This window comes from Micromonospora sp. NBC_00389 (genome assembly GCF_036059255.1).
In the GTDB taxonomy this organism is placed as follows: Bacteria; Actinomycetota; Actinomycetes; order Mycobacteriales; family Micromonosporaceae; genus Micromonospora.
In genome coordinates this window covers 134849-149334 of sequence record NZ_CP107947.1, presented here as the reverse complement: position 1 = coordinate 149334, position 14486 = coordinate 134849, and the positions used below count along the sequence as shown (strand labels likewise).

Annotated in this window: 12 protein-coding genes; 8 read left to right on the top strand and 4 right to left on the bottom strand. The window is 73.6% G+C overall.

Translation table 11 applies throughout. From position 1 onward, the window contains the following. Positions 1-66: 66 nt before the first annotated feature. On the bottom strand, positions 67-1305 hold the full coding sequence (locus tag OG470_RS00770; RefSeq protein ID WP_328419731.1) for an ROK family transcriptional regulator: 1239 nt from the start codon (positions 1303-1305) through the stop codon (positions 67-69). Between the two features lie 77 nt (positions 1306-1382). Here OG470_RS00770 and xylA point away from each other — a divergent pair, with 77 nt between their 5' ends. From xylA to OG470_RS00730, 8 genes are all read left to right on the top strand, one after another. Further along, positions 1383-2570, top strand: a complete 1188-nt coding sequence (gene xylA, locus OG470_RS00765; protein ID WP_328419729.1) for a xylose isomerase — start codon at positions 1383-1385, stop codon at positions 2568-2570. Between the two features lie 11 nt (positions 2571-2581). After that, entirely contained in the window at positions 2582-4033 is a 1452-nt protein-coding gene (gene xylB, locus OG470_RS00760) for a xylulokinase (protein ID WP_328419727.1), read from the top strand. Between the two features lie 242 nt (positions 4034-4275). Next, a complete protein-coding gene (locus tag OG470_RS00755) occupies positions 4276-4704 on the top strand; it encodes a hypothetical protein (protein ID WP_328419725.1) in 429 nt (142 codons plus the stop codon). Between the two features lie 65 nt (positions 4705-4769). Continuing rightward, positions 4770-5645 (top strand): hypothetical protein, encoded by an 876-nt coding sequence (locus tag OG470_RS00750; RefSeq protein ID WP_328419723.1) that lies wholly within the window; start codon positions 4770-4772, stop codon positions 5643-5645. Beyond that, a complete protein-coding gene (locus tag OG470_RS00745) occupies positions 5642-7207 on the top strand; it encodes a peptidoglycan-binding protein (RefSeq protein ID WP_328419721.1) in 1566 nt (521 codons plus the stop codon). Before OG470_RS00750 ends, OG470_RS00745 begins: the two co-directional genes overlap by 4 nt. Then, positions 7204-7887, top strand: coding sequence for an ABC transporter ATP-binding protein (locus OG470_RS00740; RefSeq protein WP_328419719.1), 684 nt, complete (start codon positions 7204-7206; stop codon positions 7885-7887). The genes OG470_RS00745 and OG470_RS00740 overlap by 4 nt, the downstream gene beginning before the upstream one ends. After that, a complete protein-coding gene (locus OG470_RS00735; RefSeq protein WP_328419717.1) occupies positions 7880-9073 on the top strand; it encodes an ABC transporter permease in 1194 nt (397 codons plus the stop codon). The genes OG470_RS00740 and OG470_RS00735 overlap by 8 nt, the downstream gene beginning before the upstream one ends. A 94-nt stretch (positions 9074-9167) precedes the next feature. After that, positions 9168-10598 (top strand): MFS transporter, encoded by a 1431-nt coding sequence (locus OG470_RS00730; protein ID WP_328419715.1) that lies wholly within the window; start codon positions 9168-9170, stop codon positions 10596-10598. Between the two features lie 39 nt (positions 10599-10637). Here OG470_RS00730 and OG470_RS00725 read toward each other — a convergent pair whose 3' ends face one another. From OG470_RS00725 to OG470_RS00715, 3 genes are all read right to left on the bottom strand, one after another. Continuing rightward, the gene (locus tag OG470_RS00725) at positions 10638-12311 is read right to left on the bottom strand and encodes a glycoside hydrolase family 13 protein (RefSeq protein ID WP_328426057.1); all 1674 of its coding nucleotides are present in this window, start codon (positions 12309-12311) and stop codon (positions 10638-10640) included. Positions 12312-12406: 95 nt separating this feature from the next. Continuing rightward, positions 12407-13453 carry a LacI family DNA-binding transcriptional regulator gene (locus OG470_RS00720; RefSeq protein ID WP_328419713.1) on the bottom strand — a complete coding sequence of 349 codons (1047 nt, stop codon included), beginning with the start codon at positions 13451-13453 and terminating at the stop codon, positions 12407-12409. A gap of 67 nt (positions 13454-13520) precedes the next feature. Then, positions 13521-14486 carry a carbohydrate ABC transporter permease gene (locus tag OG470_RS00715; protein WP_328419711.1) on the bottom strand — a complete coding sequence of 322 codons (966 nt, stop codon included), beginning with the start codon at positions 14484-14486 and terminating at the stop codon, positions 13521-13523.

Here is a 14486-nt window from a genome sequence, read left to right as displayed (position 1 = left end):
GGATCGTTGCCTGAGGGGCAGGCGTGCCGAGCCCCTCCGGAGGACACCCGGAGCGGACGACCCGGCTCAGCCGCAGCGGGCCAGCCAGCCGGCGGGCCGCGCGACGATCTGGCGGACCACCGAGCCGGCCGCGCCCACCACGGCGGCCTCCGCGCCGAGCGTCGCCGGCCGGACCGTGACCGGCGACCAGGCGGCGGTGAGCACCCGGCCGGCGATCTCGGCGAGCACCGGCGGGCACAGCCAGGGCGCCAGTGGGGCGTATCCGCCGCCGAGCACCACGGTGTCCAGGTCCAGCAGGTTGACCACGCCGGCCACCGCGACACCGAGCGCGGTACCGGCGTCGTGCAGCGCCCGCAGCGCGTCGGCGTCGCCGGCCTCGGCCAGCTCGGCCAGCCGTGCCGTCGCGGTGTCCGCGGGAAGCTCCGCCCGGGCCAGCCCGGCGGCGGCCACGATCGCCTCCTGCCCGGCGTACTGCTCCAGGCAGCCCCGCCCGCCGCAGCGGCACGGACGACCCTCCGGGTGGACCGGGAGGTGCCCGATCTCACCGCTCCAACCCCGGACGCCACGGAACAGTGCCCCGTCCAGCACGATCCCGGCGCCGATGCCGACCTCGCCGGAGATGTGCAGGAAGCTGGCCGGGCCGGGCGGCCGGGAGTGCAGCTCGCCGAGCGCGGCGAGGTTGGCCTCGTTGTCCACCACGAGTGCCGGTACGCCGGCAACCTGCTCGGTCAGCGGCGGGTGCCCGGCGAGCAGCGCGGGCACCGGCACGTCCCGCCAGCCGAGGTTCGGCGCGAGCCGGACCAGCCCGGCGTCGTCGACCAGGCCGGGCACGGCGAGCGCGGCCCCGGCCAGGGTGAGGCCCTGCTCGGCAGCGTCGGCGCTGGCCCGTCCGGCCAGCTCGACCAGTCGGGCCAGGGCGTCGGCGGGTTCGACCGGGCGCAGATCGGCCCGCTGCACGGTTCGGTGCCGGACCTGGCCGGCGAGGTCCACCACGCAGACCGCCAGGTAGTCGACGTTGACCTCCAGGCCGAGCCCGGCCGGCCCCTGGTCGGCCAGCACCAGGCCCCGGGCCGGGCGGCCGGCGCCGGCCCGGGGCGCCGGATCGGCCTCGCTGACCAGCCGGCCGGAGAGCAGGTCCTCGACCACCGCGGAGACGGTGGCCCGGGTCAGGCCGGTTGCCGTGGCCAGTTCGGCCCGGGACGGAGGACGGTCGGCGGCGGCGATCCGGCCGAGCACCAGGGCGAGGTTGAGCTCGCGCAGGCTGCCCTGACGGACCGCACCGGCCGGGGCGTTGGTAAGGCTCACCCCTTGACAGTGCCATAGGCCACGCAAATAATTCAATCGTTGAACAAATAGTGGACGACACCACCCCGGAGGTCCCTATGGCACCCCGTCCCACCCCCGCCGACAAGTTCTCGTTCGGGCTCTGGACCGTGGGCTGGCAGGCCCGCGATCCGTTCGGTGACGCGACCCGCGCCGAGCTGGACCCGGTCGAGGCGGTGCACCGGCTCGCCGAGCTGGGCGCGTACGGGATCACCTTCCACGACGACGACCTGATCCCGTTCGGGGTCGACGCCGCCACCCGCGACCAGCACATCGCCCGATTCCGGAAGGCCCTCGACGAGACCGGCCTGGTGGTGCCAATGGTCACCACCAACCTCTTCACCCACCCGGTCTTCAAGGACGGCGGCTTCACCAGCAACGACCGCGACGTCCGCCGGTACGCGCTGCGCAAGGTGCTGCGCAACGTCGACCTGGCCGCCGAGCTGGGCGCCAGCACCTTCGTGATGTGGGGCGGCCGGGAGGGCTCCGAGTACGACGTGGCCAAGGACGTCCGTGCCGCGCTGGACCGCTACCGCGAGGCGGTCGACCTGCTCACCCAGTACGTCATCGACCGGGGCTACGACCTGCGCTTCGCGCTGGAGCCCAAGCCCAACGAGCCGCGCGGCGACATCCTGCTGCCCACTGTCGGGCACGCGCTCGCCTTCATCTCCCAGCTGGCCCACCCGGAGCTGGTCGGTCTCAACCCCGAGGTCGGGCACGAGCAGATGGCCGGGCTCAACTACGCCCACGGCATCGCCCAGGCGCTCTGGCAGGGCAAGCTGTTCCACCTGGACCTCAACGGCCAGCGTGGCATCAAGTACGACCAGGACCTGGTCTTCGGCCACGGCGACCTGATGAACGCGTTCGCCCTGGTGGACCTGCTGGAGAACGGCGGCCCGAACGGCGGGCCGGCGTACGACGGGCCCCGGCACTTCGACTACAAGCCCTCCCGCACCGAGGACATAGCCGGGGTGTGGGCGTCGGCGGCGGCCAACATGAGCACCTACCTGCTGCTCAAGGAGCGGGCTGCGGCGTTCCGCGCCGACCCCGAGGTGGCCGAGGCGCTGGCCGTCAGCAAGGTCGGCGAGCTGAGCGCCCCGACGCTGAACGCGGGCGAGGGGTACGACGACCTGCTCGCCGACCGGTCCGCCTTCGAGGAGTTCGACGTCGACGCGGTGGCCGCCCGGGGCTTCGGCTTCGTCCGGCTCAACCAGCTCGCCGTCGAGCACCTGCTCGGCGCGCGCTGAGGCGGGCCACCATGCCGCTCGTCGCGGGGGTCGACTCGTCCACCCAGTCCAGCAAGGTGGTGATCCGGGATGTGGAGACCGGGGCCCTGGTCCGAGCGGGCCGGGCGCCGCACCCGGACGGCACCGAGGTCGATCCGGCCGCCTGGTGGACGGCCCTGCGGTCGGCGGTCGACGCCGCCGGTGGGTTGGCCGACGTGGCGGCCGTCTCGGTCGGCGGCCAGCAGCACGGCATGGTCGCGCTGGACGAGGCCGGCCTGGTGGTCCGACCCGCCCTGCTCTGGAACGACACCCGCTCCGCCGGCGCCGCCGCCGACCTGATCGACGAGGTCGGCGGCGGCGAGGCCGGGCGGCGGTTCTGGGCCGAGGCGGTGGGCAGCGTGCCGGTGGCCAGCTTCACCGCCACCAAGCTGCGTTGGCTGGCCCGGCACGAGCCGGAGAACGCCGCCCGGGTGGCCGCGGTCTGCCTGCCGCACGACTGGCTCACCTGGCGGCTGGGCGGGGCGACCGACCTGGCGGGGCTGCGTACCGACCGCGGTGACGCCAGCGGCACCGGCTACTGGTCGCCGAGCACCGGGCAGTACCGGTTCGACCTGCTGGAGCGGGCCTTCGGCCGCCGTCTCCAGGTGCCGACCGTGCTCGGCCCGGCCGACTCGGCCGGGGAGCTGCACGCCGGCGCCCTGGCCACCGACAGTGTGCCCGGCGGGTCCGCCGCCGGTGGCCTACTGCTCGGCCCGGGCACCGGCGACAACGCCGCCGCCGCGCTCGGCGTCGGCGCCGGCCCCGGTGACGTGGTGATCTCGATCGGCACCTCCGGGACGGTGTTCAGCGTCGCCGAGGGCCCGTCCGCCGACCCCACCGGCACCGTGGCCGGCTTCGCCGACGCCACCGGCCGGTTCCTGCCGCTGGTCGCCACGCTCAACGCGGCTCGGGTACTCAACGCCGCGGCGTCGATGCTCCGGGTCGGTCTGGACGAGCTGGCCGATCTGGCCCTCTCCGCGCCGGCCGGGGCGGGCGGGCTGGTGATGGTCCCCTACCTCGAAGGGGAGCGGACCCCGAACCGGCCGATGGCCAGCGGCGCGGTGCACGGGCTGACCCTGCGGACGTCCACCCCGGCGCATCTCGCCCGGGCGGCCGTGGAGGGCATGCTCTGCGCGCTCGCCGACGGGCTGGAGGCCGTGGTCGCACAGGGGGTGGAGGCTCGCCGGGTGATCCTGGTCGGCGGCGGTGCCCGGTCGGTCGCGGTGCGCCGGATCGCGCCGCAGGTCTTCGGCTGCCCGGTGGTGGTACCGCCGCCCGGCGAGTACGTCGCCGACGGGGCGGCCCGCCAGGCCGCCTGGGTCGCCCTGGGCGGCGCGGCGGCGCCGGAGTGGAGCCCCGCCGGCACCGAGGAGTACGACGCCGAGCCCGTCCCCGCGATCCGCGACCGGTACGCGGAGGCCCGGGATCGCGTGATCGACCGCTGAGGCGTCTCGTTATCGATCTGCAACGATAACTGTTGGTCATGAGCCCCCGGTCGTCCCCACCGGGGGCTCACTCGTCGACGCAGCTCGCCGTCCCAAGCGTTGGCCGGGATCGGGTGGTCGGCATCCAGAAAGGTGACTGCGCGCGACAGTCCCCGCCGCCTGACCATGATGGACGGTCGGACGGGGCAGCGCAAAGCGGATCCGGCTGACTACCGTTCGATCACCCAACGGGAGGAGTCGATGTGAAGCGTCTACCGGGAAGCAAACTGCGGGCGTCCGTCGCGGCACTCGCGCTGACGGCCGGCGGGATCGTCGCCGTTCAGGCCATCGCCGCGCCGGCCCAGGCCGGCTGCTACGAGAGCAACTACGGCTCGCCGGTCCAGGTCTACATCGGCGGCGTCAAGCGCGGCGTGGAGCAGCTGCGCTCGCCGGAGACCTGCAACCGCAACGGCGTCTACTACGGCAAGATCAGCGACACCTACACCGACGGTTCCTGCCTCTCCGTCCGCTACTACGACCCCGGCTACGTCGGGACGCAGGGCACCAGCTGCGACTCGGCCGGCTACAACTACACCTTCTGGGACCAGAACGGCAACGACTGGGCCGACTTCCGCGGTCAGCTCACCGCCACCGGGGCGCTGAGCACCAACTACTTCAACGGCGCCTACTGACCTGATTCTCCGGGCCGGCCCGCCTGGCGGGTCGGCCCGGGAACCAACGAGTTGACGGGGTGTGCATGAAAGCGTCCAGGCTCGTCTGCGCGGCCCTCGTGGTCGCCTTCGCCGCCGGCTGCTCCTCCGGGCCGGCCGCCGATTCCGCACCGGCGAAGCCGGTGGAGAAGGTGATGGCCGAGGCGCTCGACCGGGGCGACGATAACCGGGACGAGACGCTCGCCTACTGGGACCAGGTGAACAGCGCGCTGCTCGAGTGCATGAAGGCGGAGGGCTACGACTACCAGCCCTTCATCGACCAGTGGGCGGTCGACCGCCGGATCGCGCTCGGGCTCACCCGCGAGCAGTTCGTGCGGCAGTACGGGTACGGGCTGACCACGCTGATCGACTACCTGCCGCCCGGCACCCGGCGGGTCGACCCCAACCGCAAGGCGCTGGCCGCAATGACCGCGGAGCAGGTCGGCGGCTGGCGTGGTCGGCTCGAGCGCTGCCACAAGGAGACGGACGGACGGTTCGGGCCGGCGCCGAACGTCGCCAACCTCCGGCTCAGCCCCGAGCAGTCGGCGCGCAGCGACCGGATCTACGGCGCGGTCGACGCCGATTCCCGGGTCGTCCGGGCCGGCGAGGTGCGGCGCGCCTGCCTGGAGGAGAAGGGCTTCGACAGCGGGGACGCCCGGTCGCTGCGGCTGGCGAAGGCGGCCGAGAAGTTCCGCGACGGCTTCGAGCGGGCCGTCGCCGAGGCCGACGAGGCCGGACGGGACAGCGCCGCGCTACGCCTCGCGGGCGTCTTCACCGCCACGGAACTCGCCGAACTCAAGCGGCTGCAGGAGCGGGAGATCGCCGAGGCGCGGCAGACCGAACCCTGCCAGTGGCCGTACGACGACCTCTACAAGCAGGTCTACCGGGAGTACCTGGACAAGGCGCTGGCCGGTGAGCTGTGACCGGAACGGCTCGGCGCCGGGTGCTGGCCCGGCTGGCGGCGTTGCGTCGCTCCGCGTCCGCGCGTCGCCCGGGTGCACTGTCGACACTCGTCGCGGTGGCGGTGCTGGCGGCGGCGGTCGGCTGGTGGGCGGGCCGATCCATCCAGTCCCCGATGGAGGCCGCCCAGCACGCCGCACCGCCTGAGGCGGGCGCTATCACGGTGCCGGTGGAGCGCCGGGTGATCGCCACCTCGGTCGTGGTCCGTGGCACGCTCGGGTTCGCCGAACCGCAGGCGCTGACCGTGGACGCCGACCTCGGCGACGGCCGGCTCGGCAAGCTCGTGGTCACCGGCCGGGTGCCGAAGCCGGGCAGCAGCCTGGACGAGGGGGACGTGGCCCTCCAGGTATCCGGCCGGCCGGTGATCCTGATGGACGGGGCCATCCCGATGTACCGCGCGCTGGCGCCCGGCAGCACCGGCCCGGACGTCCGCCAGTTGGAGCGGGCCCTGGCCCGGCTCGGCCACTTCACCGGGCTTCCGGACGACACGTACGACGTCCGGACCTCGGCCGCGGTGCAACGGCTCTACCGGGCCGCCGGATACGAGCCGGTCGGGCCGTCCGCGGAGCAGGAGCAGCAGCTGGCCGCGGCTCGCGAGCGGATCGCCGCGGCCGACGGCGCCCTCGACACCGCCCGGGCCGCGCTGCGCAACGCCGAGCAGGGGCCGCCGGCGTCGGAGCTCACCGTGGCCCGGGCCCGGGTGCGCAGCGCCGAGGCCGACGTCGAGGCCGCGGTGCGGGCGCGGGACGCAGCGATCGCGGACGGCGCTTCGGAGGCTACCATCGGCCGGCTCACGGCGGACGTGGAAGCGGCTCGGGTGGCTGTGGAGTTGGCCCGGGCCGACCTGGCCGAGCTGACCGGCTCCGCCGACGTGTCCGCCGCGGAGGCGGCGGTGACCGCCGCGGTCCGGCGGCAGGCCGAGGCGCGCACCGCGCTGAGCCGGCTCCAGGCTGCCGTCGGGGTTCGGCTCCCACGCGGCGAGGTGGCCTTCGTTCCGGCGCTGCCCCGCCGGGTGGACAAGCTGGAGACGGCCCTCGGGCGTGAGGTGAGCGGCACGGTGATGAGCCTGACGGCGGCGGCGCTGGAGGTGACCAGCGGCGTCTCGGCGGAGGAGCGGGGGCTGCTCAAGCTGGGCCAGCGAGCGCAGCTCGACGAGGGCGACGGGGTCGCCACCTTCGCCGGCGAGGTGTCCCACGTCGCGGAGAAGGCGGGCACGGGCGACACCTCCGAGGGGCAGTACGAGCTGCGGATCAGACCGGTCGGCGCCGTTCCGGCCGAACTGCACGGCCGGGACGTGCGAATCCGGGTCCCCATCTCCAGCACCGACGGCGCGGTGCTCGCCGTGCCGCTGGCCGCCCTGATCACCGACGCCTCCGGCGCGGCCCGGGTACGGGTGTCCGACGCATCGGGCGGACGCGACGTGCCGGTGACCGTCGGCCTCTCCTCCGGCGGGTTCGCCGAGGTGCGGGCCACCGGCGGGGCGCTCGCCGAGGGGGATCTGGTCGTCGTCGGCGAGCGGTCGTGACATCCCTGGTCGAGCTGCGCGGCGTCAGCCGGGTCTTTCCCGCCACCCGGCCGGTGACCGCGCTGCACCCCACGGACCTGACGGTCCGGGCCGGCGAGTGGGTGGCCATCACAGGCCGCTCCGGGTCCGGCAAGTCGACGCTGTTGCAGATCCTCGGCCTGCTCGACCGGCCGACGTCGGGGTCGTACCTGCTCGACGGAGCGGACGTGTCGGGCCTCTCCGACCGGGCGCGCACCAAGCTGCGCTCCTCCCGGATCGGTTTCGTGTTTCAGAGCTTCCACCTGATGGCCCACCGGTCGGCGCTGGAGAACGTCACGGTCGCCCTGCTTTACCACGGCTGCCCTCGCCGGCAGCGGGTCGCGCGGGCGGCCGAGGCGTTGGACCGCGTCGGGCTGGCCGACCGGGCCGGCGCCATGCCGACGACGATGTCCGGTGGCGAACGGCAGCGGGTGGCCGTCGCCCGCGCGCTCTCCATCCACCCCCAGCTCCTCCTCGCCGACGAGCCGACCGGAAACCTCGACTCGGCGACGGCGGAGGAGGTGCTGTCGCTCTTCGTCCGGCTGAACGACGAGGGGCAGACGGTGCTCATGGTCACCCACGATGAGCAGGTCGCGGCGCGGGCCCGGCGTCGCGTCGAGATCACCGACGGGACGCTCCGCGAGGTGACGGCCGATGCGTGACCTGGTCGGGGAGGCGCTGGCCGGCATTCGGGCCCGGGTGAACCGCACGCTGCTCACCGCGCTGGGCGTGGTGGTGGGCATCGCCGCCCTGGTCGCCACCCTCGGCCTCGCCACCACCGCCGGCGCCCGCATCGTGTCGCACTTCGACGAGCTCGCCGCCACCTCGGTGACCGTGGTGCCGGCGAACGACGGTGGTCCGGAGCGGGCGCAGAGCGCCATCCCGTGGGACGCCCCGCAGCGTGTCGAGCGGTTGAACGGGGTGGTGGCGGCCGCGACGATGAGCACGCTGGACCTGCCGGGCACACCCGTACGGGCGACCGCGGTGGTGGACCCGCTCGCCAGCGACGTCACCCAGCCGCCGCTGGTGGCGGCCTCGCCGGAACTCCTCGACGCGGTACGCGGGTCGCTTCTCGCCGGTCGCTGGTACGACCAGGGGCACAGTGACCGTCGGGACGCGGTCGTGGTGCTCGGCGGCCGGTTGGCGGCCCGGCTGCATCTGGCCGACGTGAGCCAGTCGCCCGCTGTGTTCGTCGGGGACCGCGCGTTCACCGTGATCGGTGTGCTGGACGCCGTGGAACGCGCACCCAGCCTGCTCGATGCGGTGATCCTGCCCGACGGCACGGCCCGTACCCGGTTCGGGCTGACCGCGCCGCTCTCCGTGGTGGTGGAGACCGACGTCGGGGCGGCGGCGCTGGTCGCCGGACAGGCCCCGCTCGCGCTGGCACCGCAGCAACCGGACGCCCTGGTGTCGCAGCGCCCGCCGGAGCCGGCTGCCACCCGGGCGAAGGTCGCCGCCGACACCCAGGCCCTGTTTCTGGCGCTCGCGGCGGTCACCCTGGCCATCGGCGCGGTCGGCATCGCCAACACCATGCTGGTCTCGGTGCTGCAGCGGGTCGGGGAGATCGGACTGCGGCGGAGTCTGGGCGCCACCCGTGGATCCGTCGCTCTGCTGTTCATGCTGGAATCGGCGTTGGTCGGGCTCTTCGGCGGCCTCCTGGGCGCGGCGCTGGGCGTCCTCGCCGTGGTCGGCGTCGGCTACCTGCGGCAGTGGACGCCCGTCATGGAGCCGTGGCTGACCCCGGGCGGCGCGCTGCTGGGCGCCGCCGTGGGGCTGCTGGCGGGGATCTATCCCGCCTGGCGGGCGTCCCGGGTCGAGCCGGTCGCCGCGCTGCGGGCGGACGGCTGACCGCCATCGGCTCACCCGGTCGCCGAGCCGCGGGCCGACGGCCGACCGCCACCCGGGTGAGGACATCGGCGTGCGGTTCTGGTTGGCTGCCGGCATGACCTTGACCCGGGGTGGGGTGGCGCGGGCCCGGGGCGGCGGCCCGGCGCACCGGCTGTACAGCGTGGTGGTGTTCGTGCTGCTCGCCTCGCTGGACAACGTGGCGATCGGGCTGGTCCCGCCGCTGTACGGGTCGATCGCCGACGCGTTCGCCGTGCCGGAACGGCTGCTCGGGCTGGTCACCGCGGTGAGCTTCCTGGTCAGCGCGGCGGCCGCGGTCGGTTGGGCGTACATCGGTGACCGGGGCCACCGCAAGCCGCTGCTCATGCTCGGCACGCTGATCTGGGCGGCCGGGACCGGCGGCAGCGCGCTGGCCGGCAACTACTCGGCCTTCCTCGCCGCGCAACTGATCGCGGCGGTCGGCCTGGGCGCGGTCGGCTCGGTCGGCTTCTCCGTGGTCACCGACCTGATCTCGCCGCGCCGGCGAGGGCTGGTGATGAGCTTCTGGGGGCTCTCCCAGGGGGTCGGCACGCTGACCGGGACGCTGGTCGGCGGCCTGCTCGGCAGCATCGACTGGCGTCGGCCGTTCCTGGTGCTGACCGTGGTCGGCCTGGCCGCCACGCTGGCCTACCTGTTCACGTACGACATCCGGCGCGGGCAGAGCGAGCCGGAGCTGGCCGGTGCGCTCGCCGGCGGCGCCGACTACGACTACCGGATCCGCCGGGCCGATTTGCCCCGGATCCTGGCCCGGCGGACCAACCGCTGGCTCATCCTCCAGGGGCTGACCGCGCAGGCCGCCTTCGGCTCGCTGGTCTGGCTGCCGGTGCTCTTCACCCAGCGGGCCGAGGACCAGGGCTATTCGGCGTCGACCGCCGTGGTGGTGGGCAGCGTCTTCGCCACCCTCTTCCAGCTCGGCGGGGTCTTCTCGATCGTGGGCGGGCTGGTCGGCGACGCCGTCCAGCGGCGTACGCCGCGCGGGCGAGGTCTGGTCGCGGCGGTCGGCGTCCTCGCCGCGGTGCCGTTCTATCTGGTGCTCTTCTTCGTGCCGTTCCGCATCGACGTGCCGGACGGCGCCAGCACCGGGGCGGTGGTCGGGGCGGTACTGTCCAGCGTGGTCACCGAGCCGACGGTCGGGATCAGCCTGCTGACCGCGCTCTTCGCGCTGGCGCTCACGTCGGCCAACTCGCCGAACTGGTTCGCCCTGATCGCCGACGTGAATCCGCCCGAGCACCGGGGCACCGTCTACAGCCTCGGCAACCTGGTCAACGGGGTCGGGCGAGCGGCCGGCAACGGCCTGGTCACGGTGGCGTTCAACGCCCTGCGGACGGCGTTTCCGCCGCCGCTGAACTACGCCGTCGGGCTGGCCGCGTTCCAGCTCTTCTTCATACCCACCGGGGTCATGTACTGGCTGGCCTCGCGCACCTCGCCGCGGGACATCACCGCCGTGCACGACCTGCTGCATGGCCGCGCCGAACGCCTGGAGGAGTGACGAGGCCCCGGGCGGTCATGCCCGGGGCCTCGTCGGTCGTCAGCCGCGGAACCAGACCGTCACGTCGGTTCCGACCGCGTCGTCGTCGGTCAGCGGGGCGCTGCTGTGCAGCAGCTCCGCGCCGGCCGGCAGCGGCACCGGCGCCGGGCCGAAGTTGGTCAGCACGGTCAGCCCACCGTTGTCGAAGGTGAGCACCGTGTCGCCGGACTCCCGCCAGCGCAGCGTGCCCCGGCCCAGCTCGTGCTCGCGGCGCAGCCGCAGTGCGGTCCGGTACAGCTCGTACGTCGAGCCGGGCACGTCGCGCTGCCGGTCCAGGGCGTACTCCGCGAACAGCGGTGGCTGCGGCAGCCAGCTGGCGTCGGTCGGGCCGAAGCCGTACGACAGGGCGTCGGCCTCCCACGGGATCGGCACCCGGCAGCCGTCGCGACCACGCTGGGTGTGCCCGCTACGCAGCCAGGTCGGGTCCTGCCGGGCCTCGTCGGGCATCGTGGTGTGCTCGGGCAGCCCGAGCTCCTCGCCCTGGTAGAGGTAGGCCGAGCCGGGCAGGGCCAGCATCAGCAGGGTGGCCGCCCGGGCCCGGCGCAGGCCGAGAGCGGCGTCCGGCTGCGGGTCGCCGATCCCGATGCCGTTGGGCCGGCCGGCGCCGATCGGCAGGCCGAGCCGGGAGGCGTGCCGCACCACGTCGTGGTTGGACAGCACCCAGGTGGTCGGCGCGCCGACCGAGTCGGTCGCCTCCAGCGAGCGGGTGATCACCGCGTACTGGGCCGGTGCGGTCCAGGAGGCGAGCAGGTACTCGAAGTTGAACGCCTGGTGCATCTCGTCGGGGCGGACGTAGCGGGCCAGCCGCTCGGCCGGCTCCACCCACGCCTCGGCGACCAGCACCCGCTCGCCGGGGTAGCTGTCCAGGACCTGCCGCCATTGCCGGTAGATCTCGTGCACGCCCTCCTGGTCCCACATCGGTGGGCGCGGCTTGTCCACCTCGTTGCCGGAGAGGATCTCCTGTGGCTCCTGCCAGTCGGCCAGGTCGGCCTGCTTGACCAGGCCGTGCGCCACGTCGACGCGGAAGCCGTCGACCCCACGGTCCAGCCAGAACCGCAGCACGTCCAGGAACTCCGCGTGCACCTCGGGGTTGTCCCAGTTCAGGTCGGGCTGACCGGTGTCGAACAGGTGTAGGTACCACTGGCCGGGCTGCCCGTCCGGGTCGACCGTGCGAGTCCAGGCCGGGCCGCCGAAGACGCTCTGCCAGTCGTTCGGCGGCTGGTCGCCGGCCGGGCCGAGGCCGTCGCGGAAGATGTACCGGGCCCGCTCCGGGCTGCCGGGTGCGGTGGGCAGCGCGGCCCGGAACCAGCGGTGCGCCGAGGAGGTGTGGTTCGGCACCAGGTCGACGATCACCCGCAGACCGCGGGAGCGGGCTTCGGCGATCAGCTTGTCCGCGTCGGAGAGGGTGCCGAACAGCGGATCGACGTCCCGGTAGTCGGCCACGTCGTAGCCGGCGTCGGCCTGCGGCGACGGGTAGAACGGGGAGAGCCACACCGCGTCCACGCCCAGCTCGACCAGGTGGTCGAGGCGGGCGGTGATGCCCGGCAGGTCGCCGACCCCGTCGCCGTCCGAGTCGGCGAACGAGCGGGGGTAGATCTGGTAGATGGCGGCTTCGGTCCACCAGCCGGTGATCGGGTCGCCGGAGGGGGTCTGCTGCGTCGGGTCGGTGTTCAGGGTCGTCTCCCGTGTCGAGCTGTGGGTGGACTGCCGGGCGGTGCTGCTGCCGGCCACGTCGCTGCCAGCCGCCGGGCGGCGGCGGATGGGTCTGTTCAGTGTGCCCGGGGTGGTGCGGTCGAGTCCCGGACCACCAGCCGAGTGGGCAGGATCACCGGGGTCTCGCAGCCGGCGGTCCGCTGACCGACGATCGGGCCCACGCTCCGGGCTCCGAGCGGGTCGAGCAGCATCCGGGCGGCCAGCCGGCCCTGCTCGGCGGCGGGCTGGGCGATGGTGCTGAGCCCGAGCACGCCGGCCAGGTCGTGGTCGTCGATGCCGATCACGCTGACGTCCTGCGGTACGCGCAGCCCGGCGTCGCGCAGCGCGGTCATCGCGCCCATCGCCATCTCGTCGCAGGCCGCGAAGATCGCGGTCGGCGGCTCGCCCCGGGCCAGCAGCTCGGCGGCGGCCCGGTTGCCGCCGTCGATGGTGAACGTCGACTCGACGTCCAGGCTCGGGTCGGGTCGCAGGCCGGCGGCCCGCAGCTCCGCCTGGTAGCCCCGGCGTCGGTCCAGGTGGGTGGTGAAGGCCAGTTCGTCGTCGGGGTCACCGGAGATGTGCGCGATCCGGTGGTGACCGAGGTCGAGCAGGTGCCGGGTGGCGGTCCGGGCGGCGGCCACGTCGTCGATCCGCACGCACGGCCAGTTGGGCACCCTGGTCCCCGAGCTGATGGTCACACCGGGCAGGTCCAGGGTGGCCAGCGCGGTCAGGTCGGCCGGCCGCAGCGGCGTGGCGACCAGCATGATCGCGTCCACCCGCTTGTGCAGGTTGGCGGTGCGCAGCACCCGTTGGCGGACCTGTTCGCGGCCGCCCAGGTTGTACAGCAGCAGGTCGTAGCCGGACTGGTGGAGGAACTCCTCGACCGCCTCGACGATGGTGCTGAAGAACCAGCGGGTGATCCGGGGGACCACCACCGCGACCGTGCCGGTCCGGCCGCCAGCGAGCCGGGACGCACTCGGCGAGACCTCGTAGTCGAGCTGCTCGGCGGCGGCGAGTACCCGGCGCCGGGTGGCGGCCGAGACCGTCGGCAGCCCCCGCAGTGCCCGCGAAACGGTGGCTGTGGACACTCCGGCCAGCCGGGCGACATCATCAATCTTCGTCACGGTTCCCCCGCTCCCTACCCGCATGCCCGCCGCCGCCCGAGGGGCCAGGCGACGGCGGGCATGCGGGTCAGCCCTTGACGCTGCCGGCGAGCAGACCTCGCACGAAGAAGCGCTGCAGGGACAGGAACACGATGAGCGGTACGACGATGGAGACGAACGCTCCGGCGGTCAGCCGCTGCCACTCGTTGCCCCGAGTGCCGGCCATCTCGGCGAGCTGAACGGTGAGCGGGGCGGTCTCGTCGCCGCCGCCGAAGATCAGTGCGACCAGCAGGTCGTTCCAGACCCAGAGGAACTGGAAGATGCCGAACGCCGCCAGCGCCGGCATGATCAGTGGCAGCACGATGGTACGGAAGATCTTCGGGTGGCTGGCCCCGTCGACCCGGGCCGCCTCCATCAGGTCTCCCGGCAGCTGCGAGATGAAGTTGTGCAGCAGGAAGACGGCGAACGGAAGTGCAAAGCAGGTGTGCGCGAACCACACCTGCGCGAACTTCTGTTCGTCGACGAGATCCCAGGCCGGCATCAGGGTGACGCCGCCGAGGGTGACCCCGGTGGAGAAGAACTTCAGCAGCGGCACCAGGGCCATCTGCAACGGCACGATCTGCAACGCGAAGATCGCGATGTAGAGCCAGTCCCGGCCACGGAACTTGATCCAGGCCAGCGCGTACGCGGCCAGGGCCGCGAAGGCGAGCGGGAAGAGCACCGACGGGATGGTGATCGCCAGGGAGTTGATGAAGGACCCGGCGAGCTGCCCGGATGAGGCCGACCGCCCGAACAGGACCTGCTGGTAGTTCTCGAGCGTGAACTGCGGGTTGGTGAAGGCGGTCCACCAGCCGGTGGTCTTGATCTCGTCCTCCGGCCGGAGGGAGGAGATGAACAGGCCGAAGGTCGGGATGGTCCAGACCACCGCGATGACGATCGAGACAAGGGTCGCGGTACGGCTGTTCAGCCGCTTGCGGACCCGCCCGGCGGTGGTGGGCGTGGTGCCGTCGGTCTTCTGGGCGCCGGCGGCGACGGTGGGCGTTGCGGTAGTCAT